The 20972-nt window shown below is 69.7% G+C and carries 23 protein-coding genes; 14 read left to right on the forward strand and 9 right to left on the reverse strand.

What is annotated here, in order from left to right; genetic code table 11:
- Position 1: 1 nt before the first annotated feature.
- From ACH4FX_RS00260 to ACH4FX_RS00275, 4 genes are read left to right on the forward strand one after another with little or no spacing between them, the layout of a single operon-like run.
- Positions 2–766, forward strand: a complete 765-nt coding sequence (locus ACH4FX_RS00260; protein ID WP_398473963.1) for a cytochrome c biogenesis CcdA family protein — start codon at positions 2–4, stop codon at positions 764–766.
- Between the two features lie 3 nt (positions 767–769).
- Entirely contained in the window at positions 770–2584 is a 1815-nt protein-coding gene (locus ACH4FX_RS00265; protein ID WP_398473964.1) for a cytochrome c biogenesis protein ResB, read from the forward strand.
- Positions 2581–3675 (forward strand): c-type cytochrome biogenesis protein CcsB, encoded by a 1095-nt coding sequence (gene ccsB / locus ACH4FX_RS00270; RefSeq protein ID WP_398473965.1) that lies wholly within the window; start codon positions 2581–2583, stop codon positions 3673–3675. Before ACH4FX_RS00265 ends, ccsB begins: the two co-directional genes overlap by 4 nt.
- Positions 3676–3724: 49 nt before the next feature.
- Positions 3725–4645 (forward strand): phosphotransferase enzyme family protein, encoded by a 921-nt coding sequence (locus ACH4FX_RS00275; protein ID WP_398473966.1) that lies wholly within the window; start codon positions 3725–3727, stop codon positions 4643–4645.
- A gap of 6 nt (positions 4646–4651) precedes the next feature.
- Here ACH4FX_RS00275 and ACH4FX_RS00280 read toward each other — a convergent pair whose 3' ends face one another.
- The gene (locus ACH4FX_RS00280) at positions 4652–6037 is read right to left on the reverse strand and encodes a sporulation protein (protein ID WP_398473967.1); all 1386 of its coding nucleotides are present in this window, start codon (positions 6035–6037) and stop codon (positions 4652–4654) included.
- A 303-nt stretch (positions 6038–6340) separates the two neighbouring features.
- Here ACH4FX_RS00280 and ACH4FX_RS00285 point away from each other — a divergent pair, with 303 nt between their 5' ends.
- Positions 6341–6679 carry a hypothetical protein gene (locus tag ACH4FX_RS00285; RefSeq protein WP_398473968.1) on the forward strand — a complete coding sequence of 113 codons (339 nt, stop codon included), beginning with the start codon at positions 6341–6343 and terminating at the stop codon, positions 6677–6679.
- Between the two features lie 335 nt (positions 6680–7014).
- Here ACH4FX_RS00285 and ACH4FX_RS00290 read toward each other — a convergent pair whose 3' ends face one another.
- The 5 genes from ACH4FX_RS00290 to ACH4FX_RS00310 form a co-directional block, all read right to left on the reverse strand.
- A complete protein-coding gene (locus ACH4FX_RS00290; protein ID WP_398473969.1) occupies positions 7015–7227 on the reverse strand; it encodes a hypothetical protein in 213 nt (70 codons plus the stop codon).
- Positions 7228–7697: 470 nt separating this feature from the next.
- Positions 7698–8324 (reverse strand): DUF4291 domain-containing protein, encoded by a 627-nt coding sequence (locus ACH4FX_RS00295; protein WP_398473970.1) that lies wholly within the window; start codon positions 8322–8324, stop codon positions 7698–7700.
- A 52-nt stretch (positions 8325–8376) separates the two neighbouring features.
- Complete coding sequence (locus tag ACH4FX_RS00300) at positions 8377–9351, reverse strand: isopenicillin N synthase family dioxygenase (protein WP_398473971.1); 975 nt, start codon at positions 9349–9351, stop codon at positions 8377–8379.
- Complete coding sequence (locus ACH4FX_RS00305; protein WP_398474561.1) at positions 9344–9772, reverse strand: nucleoside deaminase; 429 nt, start codon at positions 9770–9772, stop codon at positions 9344–9346. The genes ACH4FX_RS00300 and ACH4FX_RS00305 overlap by 8 nt, the downstream gene beginning before the upstream one ends.
- Before the next feature lie 125 nt (positions 9773–9897).
- Positions 9898–10323, reverse strand: coding sequence for a PLD nuclease N-terminal domain-containing protein (locus ACH4FX_RS00310; RefSeq protein ID WP_398473972.1), 426 nt, complete (start codon positions 10321–10323; stop codon positions 9898–9900).
- A gap of 87 nt (positions 10324–10410) precedes the next feature.
- Between ACH4FX_RS00310 and ACH4FX_RS00315 the strand changes: the two genes are divergently transcribed.
- Both ACH4FX_RS00315 and mqnP read left to right on the forward strand, forming a co-directional pair.
- Positions 10411–11868 carry a menaquinone biosynthesis decarboxylase gene (locus ACH4FX_RS00315; RefSeq protein WP_398473973.1) on the forward strand — a complete coding sequence of 486 codons (1458 nt, stop codon included), beginning with the start codon at positions 10411–10413 and terminating at the stop codon, positions 11866–11868.
- Between the two features lie 2 nt (positions 11869–11870).
- Complete coding sequence (gene mqnP / locus ACH4FX_RS00320; RefSeq protein ID WP_398473974.1) at positions 11871–12794, forward strand: menaquinone biosynthesis prenyltransferase MqnP; 924 nt, start codon at positions 11871–11873, stop codon at positions 12792–12794.
- 61 nt (positions 12795–12855) lie between these two features.
- Here mqnP and ACH4FX_RS00325 read toward each other — a convergent pair whose 3' ends face one another.
- On the reverse strand, positions 12856–13461 hold the full coding sequence (locus ACH4FX_RS00325; RefSeq protein ID WP_398473975.1) for a rhomboid family intramembrane serine protease: 606 nt from the start codon (positions 13459–13461) through the stop codon (positions 12856–12858).
- 167 nt (positions 13462–13628) lie between these two features.
- On the opposite strand from ACH4FX_RS00325, the gene ACH4FX_RS00330 reads away from it, so the two are divergent.
- The gene (locus tag ACH4FX_RS00330; RefSeq protein WP_398474563.1) at positions 13629–14300 is read left to right on the forward strand and encodes a UbiX family flavin prenyltransferase; all 672 of its coding nucleotides are present in this window, start codon (positions 13629–13631) and stop codon (positions 14298–14300) included.
- On the opposite strand, the gene ACH4FX_RS00335 is transcribed toward ACH4FX_RS00330, so the two are convergent.
- Positions 14297–14434, reverse strand: coding sequence for a hypothetical protein (locus ACH4FX_RS00335; protein WP_398474636.1), 138 nt, complete (start codon positions 14432–14434; stop codon positions 14297–14299). The genes ACH4FX_RS00330 and ACH4FX_RS00335 overlap by 4 nt on opposite strands.
- 130 nt (positions 14435–14564) lie before the next feature.
- On the opposite strand from ACH4FX_RS00335, the gene ACH4FX_RS00340 reads away from it, so the two are divergent.
- The 5 genes from ACH4FX_RS00340 (at position 14565) to ACH4FX_RS00360 (ending at position 19147) form a co-directional block, all read left to right on the forward strand.
- Entirely contained in the window at positions 14565–15020 is a 456-nt protein-coding gene (locus ACH4FX_RS00340; RefSeq protein WP_003986103.1) for an Lrp/AsnC family transcriptional regulator, read from the forward strand.
- A 183-nt stretch (positions 15021–15203) separates the two neighbouring features.
- Positions 15204–16370 carry an aminofutalosine synthase MqnE gene (gene mqnE / locus ACH4FX_RS00345; RefSeq protein WP_398474565.1) on the forward strand — a complete coding sequence of 389 codons (1167 nt, stop codon included), beginning with the start codon at positions 15204–15206 and terminating at the stop codon, positions 16368–16370.
- Between the two features lie 74 nt (positions 16371–16444).
- The gene (locus tag ACH4FX_RS00350; protein WP_398473976.1) at positions 16445–16969 is read left to right on the forward strand and encodes a GNAT family N-acetyltransferase; all 525 of its coding nucleotides are present in this window, start codon (positions 16445–16447) and stop codon (positions 16967–16969) included.
- 125 nt (positions 16970–17094) lie between these two features.
- Complete coding sequence (locus tag ACH4FX_RS00355) at positions 17095–17385, forward strand: DUF4229 domain-containing protein (RefSeq protein WP_398473977.1); 291 nt, start codon at positions 17095–17097, stop codon at positions 17383–17385.
- A gap of 400 nt (positions 17386–17785) precedes the next feature.
- Positions 17786–19147, forward strand: a complete 1362-nt coding sequence (locus ACH4FX_RS00360; protein ID WP_398473978.1) for a dicarboxylate/amino acid:cation symporter — start codon at positions 17786–17788, stop codon at positions 19145–19147.
- Positions 19148–19288: 141 nt separating this feature from the next.
- On the opposite strand, the gene ACH4FX_RS00365 is transcribed toward ACH4FX_RS00360, so the two are convergent.
- A complete protein-coding gene (locus ACH4FX_RS00365) occupies positions 19289–20176 on the reverse strand; it encodes an alpha/beta fold hydrolase (RefSeq protein WP_398473979.1) in 888 nt (295 codons plus the stop codon).
- A 138-nt stretch (positions 20177–20314) separates the two neighbouring features.
- Here ACH4FX_RS00365 and ACH4FX_RS00370 point away from each other — a divergent pair, with 138 nt between their 5' ends.
- Positions 20315–20971, forward strand: coding sequence for a TetR/AcrR family transcriptional regulator (locus ACH4FX_RS00370; protein ID WP_398473980.1), 657 nt, complete (start codon positions 20315–20317; stop codon positions 20969–20971).
- Position 20972: the final 1 nt, after the last annotated feature.

The following is a 20972-nucleotide window of genomic DNA, read 5'->3' on the forward strand; positions in this document are numbered from 1 at the left end:
CGTGATCACCCTCGCCGCCGCCTCCGGGCCCGCCGCCACCATCACCTCGGGCGCGCTGCTGCTCGCCGTGCCCGTCGCCCTCCTCGGCGGTCTGGTCTCCTTCTTCTCGCCCTGTGTGCTGCCGCTCGTACCCGGCTACATGTCCTACGTCACCGGCGTGACCGGTACGGACCTCGCCGACGCCAAGCGCGGCCGGATGCTGGCCGGCGCCTCCCTCTTCGTCCTCGGCTTCACCGCCGTGTTCGTCTCCGGCGGTGCGCTCTTCGGCTTCTTCGGCAGCAAGCTCCAGGAACACCAGGACCTGCTCAGCAAGGTCCTCGGCGTCCTGATGATCCTGCTCGGCCTGGCCTTCGCCGGCGTCCTGAAAAACTTCGGCCAGCGCGAGCTGCGCTTCCACAAGAAGCCCGCCATGGGCCTGGCCGGCGCGCCGGTGCTCGGCGTGCTGTTCGGCGTCGGCTGGACGCCGTGCCTGGGCCCCACGCTCACCGCGGTCAGCTCCCTCGCCATCAACCAGGCCAATGCCGGGCGCGGCGCGCTCCTGACGGTGGCCTACTGTCTGGGACTGGGCCTGCCCTTCATCGCCGTCGCACTCGCCTTCCGCAAGGTGCTCGGCGCCTTCGGCTGGGTCAAGCGCCACTACGTGTGGGTGATGCGGCTCGGCGGCGGCATGATGGTCGCGCTGGGCGTCCTGCTCCTCACCGGCGTATGGGCCGACATGATGTCCGGCCTGCAGAGCTGGACCAGCAGCTTCACCCCAGGGATCTGATTGATGTCCAAGACCGACACCCCCCGCGACACCGACGACGCCGAGGTCGGCGCGGCGGGCTCGCAGCTGTCCACCGCGCCCCAGGAGGAGGTCTCCTTCCCCTCCCTCGGGCCGATCGGCTGGGCCCGGTGGTTCTGGCGGCAGCTGACGTCGATGCGGGTCGCGCTGATCCTGCTGTTCCTGCTCTCGCTGGGCGCCATCCCCGGCTCGCTGGTCCCGCAGACCAGCATCGACCCGACCAAGGTCGAGCAGTTCCGCACCGACCACCCGACGCTGGCGCCGCTCTACGACAAGCTGGGCCTGTTCCACGTCTACAGCTCGGTGTGGTTCTCCGCGATCTACCTGCTGCTGTTCATCTCGCTGATCGGCTGCATCGTGCCGCGCTCGTGGCAGTTCGTCGGCCAGCTGCGCAGCCGCCCGCCGCGCGCCCCGCGCCGGCTGACCCGGCTGCCCGCGTACACGACGTGGCGTACGGACCGGGCGCCCGACGAGGTGCTCGGCGCCGCGCAGCGCCTGCTGAAGAAGCGCCGCTTCCGGGCCCACACCGTCGACGACGCGGTCGCCGCCGAGAAGGGCTACCTCCGCGAGGCCGGCAACCTGGTCTTCCACGTCTCGCTGATCGTGATCCTGGTGGCGGTCGCCGTCGGCAGCCTGTGGAAGGCCGAGGGCGGCAAGCTGGTCGTCGAGGGCGACGGCTTCGCCAACAGCCTCACCCAGTACGACAACTTCAAGTCGGGCGCCTTCTACGACGCCGACGACCTCGAACCGTTCGGCTTCTCGCTCAAGAGCTTCGACGCGTCCTACGAGCGCACCGGCCCCCAGAAGGGCACCCCGCGCGAGTTCCGCGCGAACATCTCGTACTTCCAGGGCGCGGACGGCACGGAGCACCAGGGCAAGATCGAGGTCAACCACCCGCTGGAGATCGCGGACTCCAAGGTCTTCCTCCTGTCGCACGGCTACGCGCCCGTCGTCGAGGTCACCGACGGCCGCGGCAAGAAGGTCTACAGCGGCGCGGTGCCGTTCCTGCCGCAGGACATGCAGAACTACACCTCCACCGGTGTGGTCAAGGTGCCCAACGCGCAGACCGCGGACGGCAAGCGCAACCAGCTCGGCTTCTCGGGCTTCTTCGTGCCGACGTACGGCGGCAAGGGCTCGGGCTCGATGTTCTCCACGTTCCCCGCGCTGGACAATCCGCGGCTGACCCTGACCGCCTACCACGGCGACCTCGGCGTGGACTCCGGACTGCCGCAGAGCGTGTACCAGCTGGAGAAGAAGAACCTCAAGCAGTACAAGCAGGACGGCCGTGCCGTCGCCCAGATGATGCAGCCCGGCGAGACGATGAAGCTGCCCGGCGGTGACGGCAGCATCAAGTTCGTCGGCGTCAAGCAGTGGGCCACCTTCCAGGTCTCCCACCAGCCCGGCAACGGTCTCGCCCTGATCGGCGCCATCGCCGTACTGCTGGGCCTGGCCGGGTCGCTGTTCATCCAGCGCCGCCGGGTGTGGGTACGGGCCGTCCGGGGCGCCGACGGCGTGACCGTCGTCGAGATGGCCGGCCTCGGCCGCAGCGAGTCCGCCCGTCTGCCGGAGGAACTGGCCGACCTGGCGGCGGCCCTCGCACCGGACGCGCCGCAGGCCGCGGAGGCGGAAGCGGGTACGGATTCCGGCCCTGCCCCAGCTGCCGATGCGCAGGCGGGTACGGACACCGGCCCTGCCCCGGCCGCCGACGCGAAGAAACCCACCCCCACCGGCTCCGAAGACCCGGCGAAGCCCTCCGACTCCGCCGATCCTGCTGATCCCTCCGAAGGAGCGCGCGCGTGAACACCGCTGCCGCAGCCACCAACGAGAACCTGGCCAGTATCAGCAACGTGCTGATCTACTCGGCCATGGCCGTCTACACCCTCGCCTTCCTCGCGCACCTCGCCGAGTGGGCCTTCGGCAGCCGCAGCAAGGTCGGCCGTACGGCCGCGGCCCTGACCGCCACCGTGCCCGCCCCCGCCCGGGCCGCGGCGGCCAGCACGGCCGAGCAGGGCGGCGGCACCGCCGTACTGGAGCGCCCCAAGGTCGTCACCCGCGCGACGAACGGCACCCGGGACGTCCCGGACGGCCCGGGCGCCCACGGCGGCACCGAGAAGGGCGACCTCTACGGCCGGATCGCCATCTCGCTGACCACCCTCGCCTTCCTGATCCACCTCGGCGGCGTCCTCACCCGCGGCCTGTCCGTGCAGCGTGCCCCCTGGGGCAACATGTACGAGTTCTCCACGACCTTCGGCATGGTCGCGGTGGCCGCGTACCTCATCCTGCTGGCCCTGAAGAAGAACGTCCGCTGGATCGGCCTGCTGCTGACCGCCACCGTCCTGCTGGACCTCGGCGTGGCCGTCACCTGGCTCTACACCGACAGCTCCCAGCTGGTCCCGGCCCTGCACTCGTACTGGCTGTGGATCCACGTCAGCTGCGCGATCATCTCCGGCGCGTTCCTCTACCTCGGCGCCGTCTCCACGCTGCTGTACCTCTTCCGCGACCGCTACGAGACCAAGCTGGCCGACCCGTCCGGCAAGCAGCCCGGCGCCTTCGCCACCTCCGTGATGGAGCGGCTGCCCGCGGCGGCCTCCCTGGACAAGTTCTCCTACCGCGTGAACGCCACGATCTTCCCCCTGTGGACCTTCACGATCATCGCGGGCGCCGTCTGGGCCGGCGAGGCCTGGGGCCGCTACTGGGGCTGGGACTCCAAGGAGATCTGGTCCTTCGTCACCTGGGTCGCCTACGCCGCCTACCTCCATGCCCGCGCCACCGTCGGCTGGAAGGGCCGCAAGGCCGCCTACCTGGGCCTGTTCGCCTTCCTGACGTACATCTTCAACTACTACGTCGTGAACTACTTCTTCTCGGGGCTGCACTCCTACTCCGGGATCTGAGCCGGCCGGCATGGCCGCCGGCCCCGGCGCTGAAGGAGCGGACACGGGCATGCCGTCCGACGCGGAGCGGAGCACAAGGCACGTATTCACGTCGGGCGTCGCCGCCCGAGTGCTGGGCGGGGCCTGCCGACGAGCAGGCCTCGACAGTGACGGAGCACGCCTGATCCGCTTCGGGGAGAACGCGCTGTTCCGGCTGGCGGCACACCCTGTGGTGGTCCGTATCGCCCGCTCGCGGGAGTATTTGGATGCGGTCCAAGGGGAGGTGCGGGTGTCCCGCTGGCTGTCGCGTACGGGATTCCCCGTTACGCGCGTGGTCGACGACCTGGAACAGCCCGTGGTGGTGGACGGCCATCCCGTCACGTTCTGGCATGTGATCGAGGAAGGTCCCCGCAAGCCGACGTACGGAGAACTGGGCGCGGTCCTCCGGGACCTGCACTCGCTCACCGTCCCGGAAACGCTGGCCTTACCGCCGTACCCGGCCCTGGGCCGGACCGACCGGCGCATCGCAGCAGCAGCCGGCATACCGGAGGACGACCGCGCCTTCCTGCGCAAGCGCGCCCGGGAACTCCGGGAACGTGTTGCGGGCCTGCGCTTCGAATCCCGGAAATGCGCCGTGCACGGGGACGCACACGTGCAGAACCTGATGGTGGATCGCGGTGGCCGGGTCATCCTGATCGATCTCGAACGATTCAGCTTCGACCACCCCGAATGGGATCTGATGGTCACCGCCACCGAGCATCACAGCCTGGGGTGGCAGACGAAGGAACAGTACGGTGCCTTCGTCGGAGCCTATGGCCGGGACCTGCGCGGCTGGCCGGGTTTCCCCACCCTGCGGGCCTTGCAGGAATTCAAGATGACGACATGGCTCATGCAGAACGTCGCCGAGAGCGCCGAAACGGCGGCGGAGTATGCCCGGCGTATCTCTTCGCTGCGGAACGAGAACGAGCCACGCAACTGGAATCCGGGATGACCCGCGTCACTCGTCGTCCATCCCGCCCACCCCGTCCTTTTTCGCCTTCCGTACCCGTTCATCGAACCGCTGGATGACGGGATGCGCCGCGCGGGCGGACACCTCGCGTCGGAAGTCGCTCACGTAACGCTGGAAGCGGGCTGACTGGAGGGCGTCCCCCGCTTCGATCGCGAGTCCGGCGGTGGTCAGAGCGGCTTCGAGCTCTCCGTCGAGCAGCTGGCTCTGGGCGAGCACCATGCGGCAGAACCCGAGCGAGCGGGCGTACTTGGGGTCGGTGAGCTCGACGGCGCGTGCGGCGAACCGGACCGCCTCCGTCCCCTGCCCGAGGTCTCGGAAGCAATGGCAGAACTCGCCGTTCAGCTCGGCTTCATCCATGTAGGCGAGCCATTCCGGGTCAGTGGCATTTCCGGCCCGCTCGAAAAACCTCTCCGCCTCATTCATCGCGCGAACGGCTCCCTTATGGTCCCGGGCCGTGGACAGGGCGCGGGCCTCATGAGCGGAGAACAACGCCATCGCGCGGGGCGTGGAACCGGCCTTGCCGCCCTCCACCGACGCACGGGCCAACGTCAGGGCCCGGGGCGCCATGCCCAGGTAGTTGGCCTGATGGCTCAAGTTGGTCAGAATTCGCGCGCCCATCATGCGGTCTCCCGCCACCTGGGCAAGCCGCAGAGTCGACAGCAGGTAACGCTCGGCGAGAGCGTGATTCCCGATGTCGTACGCGCTCCAGGCCAACAACTGCGTCATCTCCGAGGCGGCTTTGAACAATGCCTCTCCCACCTTGGCGCTGTAGCAGGCCCCCAGGAGAGGAAGCACGTCTTCTCGAAAGTAGTGCCGGAAGGCTTTGTGCGCATGCCCGCCACCGAAGCGGAAGTCCAGCTGCATGAAGAACCCGGCGGCAGTACGGATGGCAGCGACGTCCCGCATGCCGACTCGGCGTGTGGCAGGAGTGCCACTGGGCATGCCCTCCGGCCGGGAGACCAGCCACGTAAGGACAGCGGAATGCACATCGGCGTCCGGGAGCTGAGTTTCGTCCGACCGGCCGCCATCGGCGCACTGGTGCGTGAGGCCGCCAAGTGCGTCGAGTACCTCGGGGAGCGAGCGGGCGTAGTCCATACCGACTGAGCTGTCGAGGGCCTGTGGGACACCGGAAAACCCCAGCTCTTGGGGCGTAACCCTCCGCCGTAACTTGTTGCTCAATGCCTCGGCGACGTACATCGCCGTCTGCCGCTGGATGCCCTTCCCGTTCAACCACCGCTGGACGGCAACATGCGTGGTGCCGAGGTGATCACCATGCCGTTGCGCGACCTCACGAACGCGTTTGGCCAGCCCTTTGTTCGAGGCTCCGGCTTCCGCCATGATGGCGGCCAAGCGGTGGTTCGGCTCCTTGCTCACGTCCCTGCCGCCCCTCCCGGTGGTCACAGTGAGCCCCCATGGTGTCACGGTGGGCTCGTGCCGGTAAGGGTTCACCGTTAACCCCCTTGAGTCATATGTCGGGCCCCTGTGTGTACGTGAACTCCGTTATGAGCGCTGCCTACTGGCCGAAGACGGTCGTTGACTGTCGAGACAAGACGCCCGGCGATGCGTGACGGCACCCCAGGGCATGGCCTACTGAAGAAGGCAGGTCCACATGCGGAACCGAATGAGCATGACTCTCGGCCCGCTACCGAGCGCTTCGTCCCGCGCGGCGGTGGCACGATGAGCATTCACCCACGGCTGCTTCCCTGGACGGGTTCAGCCGGCCAGCGCTCGTATCTCGTGACCGACGACAACGGCGGCGTTCTGTCCCGGCTCGCCGACGAGATGGAGGAAGTGCAGCTCTCTATGGGGGCCGAACTGCTCGCCCACGCGACCGAAATACTCAAAGACCGGAAGGCCGGGGCTCTCGAATTCCGCTTCTTGAGCACCCGACTGTGTGAAGCGCTGCGGGACGCACTCAGGGTGGCTGAAAGCAGGGGCGGGCTGCTGGCCGAACTCGACGACGCCGCCGCCGAGTCGGAAGAGCCGCAGTCCCCCGACGACGAGGTGACCGAATGAGCCGGACAGGACAGGAGTTGTACGAGTGTGAGCTCGCTCCGATGGCGAGCAGCACTGTAAGCCGTGAATCGGACGGGCGACTGGCTGTGCTGCTCCGGATCACCCTCTGTGGGTCCCCGATCGCCGCCGCCCAGTTGAGGCTGACCGTAACCGAGGCAGAACAACTCCACGCCGCACTGTGCCACGCCCTCGACCAGGAGCCCGCGCCCCGTGATGCTCCGGAGTGCCGTAAGCCGATTCAGTATTCCGGTGGTCGCCAACGCTTCTGATCAGTTGGCCGGCGGTCGTGGGAACGTGACGACACGGGGGCGGCCCGCTTGGCCGCCCCTGCAGCGTCAGTCGCTCTGCTTCTTGATGTAGGTGACTGCCGTCATGCTCAGCCCGAAGGTCCCTACGAAAACCGCTGCCCCGGTGCCGACCGCAGACACCGGCGACATGCCCAGGGCGGACCAGAGAAGGCCGCCCACCAAGCCTGCGACCACGGACAGCAAAAAGACGATCACGACTTCGTAGACGCGGTGATTACACACCGGTGCCTGAGTGGACAAGGACGATCCTTCCGAGTTCGGTTAGAACATCGGCGTCCGGATCTTGCAGGAGTCGGTACACATGCCAGCCGGACGACCAATGCCTAGACGCTGAGGTCGTAGCCGAAGCGCATCGCTGGCGAAGCGAACGCCTGACAGCCACGGGGCTAAACCCACGTGGCCTAAGCGCTGCATGTGCAACCCCCTGATCTTGTCCTTCACTGACGACAGGCTTGAGCAGGTCGAAAAGCTTACCGGTAGGAGTGCCCAACCCGGCTGACCAGCATCGGAGTTGGTGTCTCAAATGCGCTCACGGGGTTGATTGATCGCCCTGCATCTGCCCTCCCGGCGATCGGGAAACGCATGGAGGCGCGACAGTTGACCGGCTGATGCTCTCGGAAGGTCGTGGAGTAAGCACTTCGGGTAGCCGACTCGTTCGTCGGATATGGCTGAAACTCGTGTCGGACCCGGCAGCGGAGGCGGGGCCTGAGTTAACAGACCGGCACGCCCGACAGCCCCGGCGTCTCCGCCGGCGCCGGATAAGGCCGTTCCTCGGGGAGGAGAGCCGTCGCGGCCGCTGTGTCCCCCGCGCGCACCAAGGCGTGTATCTCATGGGCCAGCGGTGTGACGTCCCGGATGGCGACCGTCCACTCGTCGGCGTAGCGGCGGGACGCCTCGCCGGACAGGCCCAGTTGGAGGGAGCGGTGCGGGAGCGGGGCCAGGTGCAGGTCGCGTTCGGGGTCCCATTGGATGCGGGTGGGGGAGGCGCGCAGTTGTTGTTTCCAGGCGTCCCGGTCGGGGTGGATGGCGGGGTCGTAGTGGGACAGGCAGGCGTGGCGCAGGGCCCGGTCGAAGCCGGTGCGGTCGATCTCGATGGCGAGGACGCGTTCCTGGCCGGGCTTGGTGGCCCAGCCGCAGCGGTACATCATCCACAGGAACGACGGCTTGATCCATGTCATCCGGTCCCGCTTCCAGGCGGGCGGGAAGCGGCCGTCGCGGGCGGCGGGGAGGCCGAGGGCCGGGGCGTACGCCTGGTAGACGGTGACCGTGGTGGCGGTGTGGGCGGCGCGGACGCGGCGCGGGGGTTCGGGATGCCGAGAGTTTCGGTGGTGACTCATGAGCCGTCAGTGTGTGGCGGCCGGAGGCCGAAGGGCCATCGAATTTCCCGGCTCAGCTGCCGCCCGCGGTGATGGCGTCGAGCTGGGCGCGCAGGTACGTGTGGGAGTCGGCCAGGGTGCCGATGCGGGTGCCGGGGTCGCACTCGTAGAAGTAGACGAGGGACATCAGCTCTTCGGTGGGGGCGTCGGGCGGGGGCGGCAGCACGCGGTGGCGGCCGGCGCGCCAGCGGCCGTCGGTCCAGCGGGCCATCAGGTCGCCGATGTTGACGGTCAGGGAGCCGGGGACGTACGGGGCGCCCTGCCAGCCGGTGCCGCCGTGCGCGGGGTCGGTCCAGACCTGGAGGCCGCCCTTGCCGTGCTGCCGGTCCAGGACCGTGACCGTGCCGAAGTCGGTGTGCGGGCCGATGCGGTACTGGCCGGGCAGCGCCTCGCCCACCGTCTCCGTACCCGGATACCAGTTGATGTTGAAGCCCCAGGTGGGGTGGGTGGTGTGGCGGGTGAAGCGGTCCGGGGCGGAGCCGAGGACGTCGGCGAGGAGTTCGAGGAGCTGGTCGGACAGGGTGCGCAGGGCGGACAGGAGGTCTTGGACGTCGAGGCGGAGCGCCGGGACCTGGTGGGGCCAGATGTTGGGCAGGAACCACTCGGCGTCGACGGCGGGGTCGCCGGTCGGCTCCTCGGAGGCGAAGGACAGCGACTCCTTCAGGTCCGGCGGGGTGGCGGTGCCTTCGGCGGCGCCGTTGGCCTCGGCGCCGGGGGCCAGCCAGCCGCGTCCGCCGACCTCGGTGGCGTACGGCCGCTTCTCCGCGGCGGGCAGGGCGAAGAACGTACGGGCGGTGCGGCGGACGCGCTCGCGCAGGTCCGGGTCGATGCCGTGGCCGGTGATGAGGAGGAAGCCGGTGGTACGGAGGGCCGCGTCGACGGCCGCTGCGGTCGCGCGGCGCGCTTCCGGGCCGTCCGACTGCCGGCGGGCGAGGTCGATGGTGGGGATGGGGCCGTCGTCGGGCGCGGGGGCGGGGGGCTCACTCATCGCCGATGTCCTCGTGCCACAGCTCGGGGCGGGCCGCGATGAACTCGCGCATCATGGCCGCGCACTCCGCGTCGTCCAGGAGCACGACCCGTACGCCGCCCTGTGCCAGCCAGTCGTGTCCGCCGTGGAAGGTGCGGGACTCGCCGATCAGTACGCGTGAGATGCCGAACTGGCGGATCAGGCCGCTGCAGAACCAGCACGGGGCGAGGGTGGTGACCATCGTGGTGCCGCGGTAGCCGCGCCGGCGGCCGGCGGCGCGGAAGGCGGTGGTCTCCGCGTGCGCGGTGGGGTCGCCGTCCTGGACGCGCCGGTTGCGGCCGCGCCCCAGGAGGGCGCCGTCCGGCCCGTACAGCGCGGCGCCGATGGGGATGCCGCCCTCGGCCAGCCCGGCCCGTGCCTCGGCGACCGCGGTCGCCAGCATCTCGCGCTCCAGGTCCTTCACGACGGCCACTCTCCTCGCTCCGGAGCGGTCCGGCAACGCGCGTGCCGTGATCCGGTCAGCGTGTCCGTGGCGCGGGGGAGCGCGGGGCGCTGCCCGGCGGCCCGTCAGCCCTTCGGCGGCGGGTTGTTCCCCTCGCCGTCCGACGAACCGTTTTCCTTGCGCCGCAGCTCCTCCTCGCGGCGCCGCAGGTCGGCCTCCCAGTCCTTCAGGAGCGCCTCGTCCTTCTTGTTCTCGTCCTTGAGGGAGCGCAGGAATTCCGGGTTGTCGTCCGGCGCGACCCACTTTTGGCCCGGGCCGCGGCCCCCGCGCTGCCACGGGGACGGGGCGCCGCCGGCGGCGTGCTCGCGCCGTGGCCGGCCGGCCACCAGCCAGGCGACCGGGCCGATCAGCACCTCGCCGAAGAGCAGGATGATGAAGACCCAGGCGATCTTCGGCAGGCCGCGGACCTGGTTCTCCGGCGTGTTCAGGCAGTCGATGAACGCGTAGATCCACAGCGCCAGGATCAGAAGGAACGGCAGATACCTGAGCATTGCGGAAGCAGCCCCCCTGTGCTGACGGGCGGGCCTCACGGGGCCCGGTGACCCGTCCAGGGTAGTGCGTACCGGATACTGGAAAGCATGGCTTATGACGATCTTCGCTCGTTCCTGCGCGCGCTCGACCGGGAGGGCGACCTCAAGCGCATCAAGGCCGAGGTCGACCCGTACCTGGAAGTCGGCGAGATCGTCGACCGGGTGCAGAAGGCCGGCGGCCCCGCGCTGCTCTTCGAGAACGTCAAGGGCTCGTCGATGCCGCTGGCCATGAACGTGTACGGCACCGACCGGCGGCTGCTCAAGGCGCTCGGCCTGACGTCGTACGAGGAGATCAGCGACAAGATCGGCGGGCTGCTCAAGCCGGAGCTGCCGCACGGCTTCGTCGGGGTGCGCGAGGCGTTCGGCAAGCTCGCGAACATGGCGCACGTGCCACCGAAGAAGGTCAAGGGCGACAGCGCCCAGGTCCAGGAGGTGGTGCTCCGGGGCGACGAGGTGGACCTGGAGAAGCTGCCCGCGCTGTTCACCTGGCCGCAGGACGGCGGATCGTTCTTCAACCTGGGCCTGACCCACACCAAGCACCCGGAGACCGGCGTGCGGAACCTGGGCCTGTACCGCCTCCAGCGGCACGACAAGCGCACCATCGGCATGCACTGGCAGATCCACAAGGACAGCCGCAACCACTACCAGGTGGCCGCCAAGCGCGGCGAGAAGCTGCCGGTCGCCATCGCCTTCGGCTGCCCGCCGGCCGTCACCTACGCCTCCACCGCGCCGCTGCCCGGCGACATGGACGAATACATGTTCGCCGGTTTCATCCAGGGCAAGCGGATCGAGATGGTGGACTGCAAGACCGTCCCGCTCCAGGTCCCGGCCAACGCCGAGGTCGTCCTGGAGGGCTGGCTGGAGCCGGGCGAGATGCTGCCGGAGGGCCCCTTCGGCGACCACACCGGCTTCTACACGCCGCAGGAGCCGTTCCCGGCGCTCACCATCGACTGTGTGACGATGCGCCGTCGCCCGTTGCTCCAGTCGATCGTGGTGGGCCGGCCGCCGACCGAGGACGGGCCGCTGGGCCGCGCCACCGAACGGTTCTTCCTGCCGCTGCTCAAGATCATCGTGCCGGACATCGTGGACTACCACCTGCCCGAGTCGGGCGGTTTCCACAACTGCGCGATCATCTCGATCGACAAGAAGTACCCCAAGCACGCCCAGAAGGTGATGCATGCCATCTGGGGCGCGCACATGATGTCGCTGACCAAGCTGATCGTCGTGGTGGACGCCGACTGCGACGTGCACAACCTGCACGAGGTCTCCTGGCGGGCCCTCGGCAACACGGACTACGCGCGCGACCTGACCGTCGTCGAGGGGCCGGTCGATCACCTCGACCACGCCTCCTACCAGCAGTTCTGGGGCGGCAAGGCGGGCATCGACGCGACGCGCAAGCTGCCCGAGGAGGGGTACACCAGGGACGGCGGCTGGCCGGAGATGGTCGAGTCGGACACCGAGACGGCGGCGAAGGTCGACCGCCGCTGGAAGGAGTACGGGTTCTAGACATGAGCGCCGATTCAGCGACACCGGAACTCTTCGGTCCCGAACCCGCACGGCCCGGCAGGATCAAAGCCTTCCTGCGGCTCGTGATGATCGAGCACTCGGTCTTCGCGCTGCCCTTCGCCTACATCGCCTCGCTGACCGCGATGCACGGTTCGGACCGCAGCATCCACTGGGTCGAGCTGCTGCTGGTCACGGTCGCGATGGTGGGCCTGCGGACGTTCGCGATGGCCGCCAACCGCATCATCGACCGGGAGATCGACGCCCGTAACCCGCGCACCGCCGGCCGCGAGCTGGTCACCGGCGCGGTGTCGGTGCGCTCCGCCTGGACCGGCGCGCTGGTCGCGGTGGTGTTCTTCCTGGGCGCCGCGGCGCTGCTCAACCCGCTGTGCCTGGCGCTGGCGCCGATCGCCGTCATCCCGATGGTGGTCTACCCGTACGGCAAGCGCTTCACGGACTTCCCGCACGCGATCCTGGGCCTCGCCCAGGCGATGGGCCCGGTCGGCGCGTGGATAGCCGTCACGGGGTCCTGGTCCTGGGACGCGGTGATCCTCGGATTCGCCGTGGGCGTCTGGATCGGCGGCTTCGACCTGATCTTCGCCTGCCAGGACGTGCAGGCGGACCGGGCGCACGGCGTGAAGTCCGTACCGGCCCGCTTCGGCATCCCGGCGGCCCTGCACGGCGCCCGCGCCTGCCACGTCGTCACCACGGCACTGCTGGTCTGGTACGCGCTCGCCATCCACGCCGGAGCGTTCTTCTGGCTCGGTCTCGTGATCGTCGTCGGGGCGTTCCTCTACGAGCACACCATTGTGCGACCGCACGACCTGTCCCGGCTGAACCGGGCGTTCTTCCAGGTCAACGGCTTCATCGGGATAGCGCTGTTCGTCTGTGCGCTGCTGGACCTGTTCGTCCGCGGCCTGACGCTCTGAGCCCCGGGACGCTCCGGGACGCTCCGACGCGGCTGCTTCCCGGAGCGGACCGACCCGCGGATCACGGGATCAGGCGGGCCTCTCCCTGCGGCAGCGGCGCGGTCGGGCGCTGCCGGAAGACGAACGCCGCCAGCACACCGCCCACCAGCCCGAACAGATGGGCCTGCCAGCTGATGCCGCTGTTCGTCGGCAGCGCGCCCCACAGGAGCGAGCCGTACACCACGGCGACGAGCACGCCGAGGGCGATGTCCAGCGGCTTGCGGTCGATGAAGCCGCGTATCAGGAGATAGCCGAAGAGGCCGAAGACGACGCCCGAGGCGCCGGCCGTGTTGCTGCCGGCGGGGGCGGTCAGCCAGACGCCCAGGCCGCTGGTCAGCGCGATGAGCAGGACCACGCCGGCGAACCGGCCCAGCCCGCTGCGCAGCGCGGCGAGGAAGCCCAGGAGCAGCAGCGGCAGCGTGTTGGCGGCCAGGTGGTCGAAGCCGAAGTGGACGAAGGCGGCGGGCAGCACATCGGCCAGCTCGCCCGGCTCCCGCGGCTGTATGCCGAAGGTGTCCAGCGCGTTCCCGGAAGCGGCGTCGGCGATCTCCAGGCCCCACAGCAGCGCGACCCAGCCCAGCATCAGCGCGGCGGCGGGCTTCGCGCGCTCCAGCGCTCGCGTCATCATCGGCGGCACCTTCCTTTCCCCGTTCACTCCGACCAACGGTCGTGACGGGTCCGGTGGTTCCGCCGGATAGGCTCGATGCCGTGGAACCGCAGGACAACAACCCCAGTCAGCCCGGTGTCACAAGGCCCGGCGGGCACTCCGCCCGGCCGGCCGCCGGGTCCGCCGACGTGCCCCGCCGCCCTTGGGTGGTGGGGGTCTCGGGCGCGTCCGGCACGCCGTACGCGGCGTCCGTGGTGCGTGGCCTGCTCGCGGCCGGGGAGGCGGTGGACCTGGTCGTCAGCCGGGCCTCGCGGCTGACGCTGCTGGACGAGACGGGCATCTCCTTCCGGGACGCGCACTGGCGCGCGGACCTGCGGGAGTGGCTGGCGCGCGGGGCGGACGGCAAGCCGGGGACGTTCGCCGTCACGGACGCGGACCTGGATCTCGTGCGCCACTGGCCGGCCGGCGACCTGGCCGCGGGACCGTCGTCGGGTTCGTACCCCGTCAAGGGAATGCTGATCGTGCCGGCGAGCACGGCGTGTGTGGCCGGGGTGGCGCTGGGGCTGTCGAAGGACCTGCTCCAGCGGGTGGCGAGCGTGACGCTCAAGGAGCGCAGGAGGCTGGTGGTCGCGGTGCGGGAGACTCCGTTGAACGGGCAGACCCTCAGGCATCTGGTGACGCTGGACGAGGCGGGCGCGGTCGTGCTGCCCGCCTCGCCGGCGTTCTACGCGGGGGCGACGCACATCCAGGATCTGGTGGATTTCGTCGCGGGCCGGGTGCTGGACGCGGCTCAGGTGCCGCACCGGCTCTACCGGCGGTGGGTGGGGGAGCTGGGCTCGGGCTCCAAGGAGGCGGACTAGCGCTTCTTGGCGGAGCCGGTACGGCCGAAGCGGCGCTTGCCTTCAGCGGCGGCGGCAGGACGGTGGGCACGAGAACGATTGGCCAGGTCCTGCAGCTCACGCATGCGGGCGTAGGCCATCTCGATCGAGTACACGGTGACTTCTCCTGTGAAAGATCGTCTTTGATCAACTGAGATTGACGGTTTACAGGGTCGCAGCCCCTGTATGCCTTAGATTCTACATGTAAAAGCCGGGATTGCAGAGCGAATGGAAGGTCAGGGGCGTATGGATGCCGTAGATAGGCAGCTCATCCAGGCACTGCGGGAGAACGGCAGGGCCTCGTACGCGGAGCTCGGCCGGCTCGTGGGCCTGTCCGGGCCCAGCGTCACCGACCGGATCAACCGCCTGGAGGCGGCCGGCGTGATCACCGGTTACCGCGCGACCGTCGACGCGGCCTCGCTGGGTCTGGGCGTCACGGCCCTGGTCGGCATCTCCCTCTCGGACGCCGCCGACCACGAGGACGTGGCGATGCGGCTGCGCGACCTCGCGGAGATCGAGGACGCCTGGTTCATCGCGGGCGACGACTCGTACATGCTCAAGGTGCGGGTCAGCGACGTGGACGGGCTGGAGCGCACCATCCGCAGGCTGTCCGGCACCAAGGGCGTCTCCCGTACGCGCACCACCATCGTGCTCTCCACCAAGTGGGAGAACCGCGTCGGCGAGCTGCCCGAGGACGCGTAGCGCGGCCCGCGGGCCCGCCCTTCCGCGCCGGTGGGGCGACACGCCGGACACCCCTTCCGCGCCTGTACGGCGGGCTCCCGGCCGTACAGGCACGGGGGCCCGGCGGGGCCGGAAAACGGGGGAGTAGGCTCGGTGACGCCCGATTTTGGCAGAGATATGGGAGGCGGCCGGATGACTGCATCCATGGATGTGGGTCTCAAGCGCGAGCTGGAGGACAAGGTCCGGTCCGGGGAGCGGCTGACCCGTGAGGACGGGATCGCCCTCTACGAGTGCGACGACCTGGCGTGGCTGGGCGGGCTCGCCCACGAGGTGCGCACGCGCAAGAACGGCGACGTGGTGCACTTCAACGTCAACCGCCACCTGAACATGACCAACGTGTGCACCGCCTCGTGCGCGTACTGCTCCTTCCAGCGCAAGCCCGGCGAGAAGGACGCGTACACGATGCGCATCGAGGAGGCCGTCCGCCTCGCCAAGGCGATGGAGGGCGAGAACCTCACCGAGCTGCACATCGTCAACGGCCTGCACCCGACCCTGCCGTGGCGCTACTACCCGCGCTCGCTCAGCGCCCTCAAGGAGGCGCTGCCCGACACGGTCTCCCTCAAGGCGTTCACCGCCACCGAGATCCACCACTTCGAGAAGATCTCCGGGCTGCCCGCCTCGGAGATCCTCGACGAGCTGATCGACGCCGGTCTGGAGTCGCTGACCGGCGGCGGCGCCGAGATCTTCGACTGGGAGGTGCGCCAGCACATCGTCGACCACGACACCCACTGGGAGGACTGGTCGCGCATCCACCGCCTGGCGCACGAGAAGGGCCTCAAGACGCCGGCGACGATGCTGTACGGGCACATCGAAGAGCCCCGGCACCGCGTCGACCACGTCCTGCGCCTGCGCGAGCTCCAGGACGAGACGGGCGGCTTCCAGGTCTTCATCCCGCTGCGCTACCAGCACGACTTCGTGGACATGAAGGACGGCAAGGTCCGCAACCGGCTCCAGGCGCGCACCACGATGGCGACCGGCGCCGAGGCGCTGAAGACCTTCGCCGTCTCCCGGCTGCTGTTCGACAACGTCCCGCACGTCAAGGTCTTCTGGGTCATGCACGGCGTGCAGACCGCGCAGCTCGCACTCCAGCACGGTGCCGACGACATGGACGGCTCGGTGGTCGAGTACAAGATCACCCACGACGCGGACAACTACGGCACGCCGAACAAGCTCACCCGCGACGACCTGCTGGAACTGATCCGCGACGCGGGCTTCCGGCCGGTCGAGCGCAACACCCGCTACGAGATCATCCGGGAGTACCCGGGCCCGGACGCGCAGCGCCGCGAGGCCCCGCAGCCGATGCGGGTGTGAGGCCCGGGACGGGGCTGCCCTCCGGGGCGGCCGGGGGCGGCGGGATGCCGTCCGGGGCGGTTAGGGTCCGCGGCATGGACCTCCGCTTCGACCTGGACCCCGCCGTCACCCCCGGACTGGCCGACGGCATCCGCACGCTGTGGGCCGAGGTGTCCAACGCGGGCGGCGCCGTCGGTTACGTACCGCCGGTGACGCCCGAGGACGTACGCGGCGACCTGCTCGCCCACCTGGCGGCGATGTCCGAGGGGCGCGCCCGGCTGATCGTGGGCCGCGACGGGCGGGACCGGGTCCTGGCGACCGCGTTCCTCCACCTCAACCACCACCGCATCCACCGGCACTGGCTGTGGGTCTCGACGGTGATGGTGCACCCCGGCCTCCAGGGGCGGGGCGCGGGCCGCGGCCTGCTGGCGGCCGTCGAGCGGACCGCCCGGGCGATCGACGGTGTCGAGGGCATCCGGCTCACCTGCCGGGGCGGCAACGGCCTGGAGGCGTTCTACGGTGCCTGCGGCTACCAGGAGGTCGGCCGGGTGCCGTCGGCGATCAAGCTGGCCGACGACGACTACCGGGACGACATCACGATGTGGCGGGAGCTGACGTAGCCGGGGCGGGCCGGGGCCGGTGCGGCACGTTCCGCTTCCGGGGCAGGGGCCCGGAAGATCACGAATCGGGCTGTGCTTGACTGGTTGCAGACCCTTTCGGTTGTCGTCGTGAAGAAGGTCCGCCCGTGAGTAGCCAGAAGTTCGCCACGCTCCGCTACACCGCCCTGCGCCTGGGGATCTTCGTCGTGTGTTTCGCGCTGGTCTGGGCACTGGCGTACTTCCGCGTCATCCCGCTCGGCGTGGGCAGCTCCAACGCCGTGTGGCTGCTGCTGCTCGCGGTGGTGATCTCCGCGCCGCTGAGCTTCGTGCTGCTGCGCAAGCAGCGGGACGCGATGTCCGAGCAGATCGTGGCCAAGGTGGACCGGCAGAAGGCCCGTATCGCGGCCAACGCCCGCCAGGAGGACGGCCTTCTGTAGCCGGTTGCAGGACCCCGCAGGCGCGTGAGGCGCCGCACCATCGACGGATGCCCCGCCGTGGAGGAAACCCCTCCATGGCGGGGCATCACGTGTTCCACCGGACGGACCGGGCACCGCCCGTCTCCCCCACCCAAAGAATTTCTTTGGGTTCCCCAAAGTTCAAGTGTTAACGTGTTCGACATGAAGACAGCAGCAGCGCACCACCTCCCCACGGGCGTCCCGCTCGTGGCGCGCCTGCACGTCGATCTTTGCCGCTGCATGTCCGCGGCCTGTTGCCGCCGCTGACCTCGTTCCGCAGCGGCCGGAGATCCCGTACGGATCGATACGGACCTCCTGTCTCCTGGCGCTGTCCGCCGTTTCCTCACCTTTTCGACGCCTGTCTGTCCCCGGAGTGTGTCCGTTGTCCACCACGTCTTCCGAGACCCAGCGGTCGCCCGAGACCGCCGGAACCGCCCGCCGCATACCCAAGGTCCCGTTCTGGGCCCAGATCCTGCTCGGCCTCGTCCTCGGCGTCCTGCTCGGCTGGATCGCCAAGAGCGGTGACGTCTCCTGGCTGAAGACCACCCTCGACACCATCGGCCACCTCTTCGTCCAGCTGCTCAAGCTGGCCGTGGCGCCGCTGGTCTTCTTCGCCATCCTGGTCTCGATCACCAACCTGCGGCAGGTCAACAACGCCGCCCGGCTGGCCACCCGCACCCTGCTGTGGTTCATGGTCACCTCGCTGATCGCGGTCGCCATCGGCATGGCGATCGGCCTGATCAGCAACCCCGGCGCGGGCACCGGCCTGACCCCCAAGGACGGCAAGCTCCCCGAGCACGCCGGTTCCTGGATCGACTTCCTGACCGGCATCGTCCCCAAGGACGTCATCACGCCGTTCACCGAGCTGAAGGTCATGCAGATCGTCTTCATGGCGACGGTGGCCGGCATCGCGGCCCTGAAGCTGGGCGACCGTGCCGAGCCGGTGCTGCGGCTGAGCCGCTCCGCGCTGGAGCTGCTCCAGAAGGCCCTGTGGTGGGTCATCCGGCTGGCCCCGATCGGCTCCCTGGGACTGATCGGCTACGCCATCGCGGACTACGGCTGGGACCTGATCAGCAAGTACGCGACCTTCACCGTCGACATCTACGTCGGCTGCGCGATCGTGCTGTTCGGTGTCTACCCGCTGCTGCTGTCGGTCTTCGCCAAGGCCAACCCGCTGCACTTCTTCAAGGGCGCCTGGCCCGCCATCCAGCTGGCCTTCGTCTCCCGCTCCTCGGTCGGCACCATGCCGCTGACCCAGAAGGTCACCGAGCGCCTGGGCGTGCCCAAGGAGTACGCGTCCTTCGCGGTGCCGTTCGGCTCCACCACCAAGATGGACGGCTGCGCCTCGATCTACCCGGCGCTCGCCGCGATCTTCATCGCGCAGATCTTCGACGTGCACCTCGGTATCGGTGACTACGTCCTGATCGCCTTCGTCTCGGTCATCGGCTCGGCGGCCACCGCCGGTCTGACGGGCGCCACCGTCATGCTGACCCTGACCCTGTCCACGCTCGGCCTCCCCCTGGAGGGCGTCGGCCTGCTGATGGCCATCGACCCGATCCTGGACATGATGCGGACCGCGACGAACGTGGCGGGCCAGGTCGTGGTGCCGATCCTGGTCGCGGCCAAGGAGAAGATCCTGGACCGCGACGCGTACGACCGTGCCGCCGGTGTGGACCTGGAGGACGGCGTGGTGAGCGAGGCCGAGCAGAAGGTGGCGGTCCCGGCGCCGGCCGGGGTCGGCTGAGCCGGACACCGGCCGCGCGTTCCGCGGTGACCTGAACGCCGGACGGACCGGGGTCTCCCCGGTCCGTCCGGCGTTTCGCGTACGAGTACGGGTGGCAGCCCATCCCCGTACGGTCGTCAGCCCGGCTTCCCCGTAGGCGCGTCAGGCCACCTTCCCCGTATGCGCCAGAATCGCCTCCGCCAGCGGCCCTTGCACCTCCGGCGGCAGCGCATGACCCATGCCCGGTATCTCTACCAGGTCCGCGCCGCGGATGACCTGGGCGAGATGGTGCGGGTGCGGCGGCGGGAAGACCGGTTCGGCCGGGGCGCTGATGACGAGGGCGGGCACCTGGTTGGCGGCCAGGGCCTCGGTGCGCAGCATGCCGGAGTGGTCGGCGCGGGCGGGCGCGGAGGAGACGTCGTAACGGCCGGTGTGCTCGATGATCCGCCGCTCCAGCGCGCGGAAGTACCCGGCCTCGAACGGCAGCTGCCCGCCGCTCAGCACCCGCCAGTGCTCCACGCGCCGGTCCAGCTCGGCCTCCAGGCCGTGGTCCTCGACGGGGCGGGCCCACATCTCCAGCACTTCCGGGGCGATGCCGGGCAGTTCCGCGACGGGGACCCGGGTGCCGTCCGGGCGGGTGTACGGGGTGGTGCTCATCGCCGAGGTGCCCATCAGGGTGGCGCTCAGCACCCGGCCGGGGTGGTCGGCGAGGACGAGCTGCGTCAGCATCCCGCCGAGCGACAGCCCCACCAGGTGCGCCCGCTCGACGCCGAGGCCGTCGAGGACGCGGACGATGTCGTGCGCCAGGTCCGTGATGCGGTACGGCCGCTCGTCGAAGGACCAGGTGGAGCGGCCCGTGTCGCGGTGGTCGTAACGGATGACCCGGTGGTGGACGGCGAGCGCGTCCACGAACGGCTCCGGCCAGCCCAGCCCGGACGCCTGCGCACCCATGACGAGCAGCAGCGGAGGCGCGTCGGCCGGGCCGCGCTGCTCGGTCCACAGGCGCACGCCGGGGGCCGCGTCCACGAACTGCTGGTGCGCCTGCTGCATGCGAGGTCCTTCCGTCGAGTAAAACGAGACGAGTCGTATCGTCTCGTAAGCGAAGCGATCACGTCAAGAGGCGTGGGACAAGGCGGGAAAACGTAAACTTACTTGGCGGTAAAGGGGCGGGACGGAAGGGCAATTGGCGTGGGAGCTGTGAAGAGCAAGCGGATGCCGCGGGCCGTGCGGGAGCAGCAGATGCTCGACGCGGCCGTGCTGACCTTCGCGCGGTGCGGTTACCGGGCGGCCTCGATGGATGAGATCGCCGAGGTGGCGGGGGTGTCGAAGCCGCTGGTCTATCTGTATCTGAACTCCAAGGAGGAGCTGTTCAGCGCCGTCATCCGGCGGGAGGCGGCGGCGCTCGCGGAGGCCGTGCGGGCGGCGGTGGAGCCGGGGGCGTCCGCCGACCGGCAGCTGTGGAGCGGACTGAAAGGATTCTTCGCACATACGGCCGAGCATCCGGACGGCTGGACGGTGCTGCACCAGCAGGCCCGTACGCAGGGCGAGCCGTTCGCGGTCGAAGTCGCCGCGCTGCGGGCCGAGATCATCGAATTCGTCACCGCGATGATCGGCGCGGCGGCCCAGGAGGCGGGCTGCGACCGGGAACCGGCCGCCCGCGAGGTGTCCGGCCTGGCGCACGCCCTGGTGGGCGCCGCCGAATCGCTCGCCGACTGGGCCAACGCCGGCGGCCCGGGCGCGGGGGAGCGCCCGTCGGCCAAGGACACCGCGGCGACGCTGATGAACTTCGCGTGGGCGGGCCTGGGCCGGCTGATGGCCGGGGAACGGTGGTCGCCGGGGAGCTGAG

The organism is Streptomyces sp. NPDC018019, assembly GCF_044327805.1.
Classification (GTDB): Bacteria; Actinomycetota; Actinomycetes; order Streptomycetales; family Streptomycetaceae; genus Streptomyces.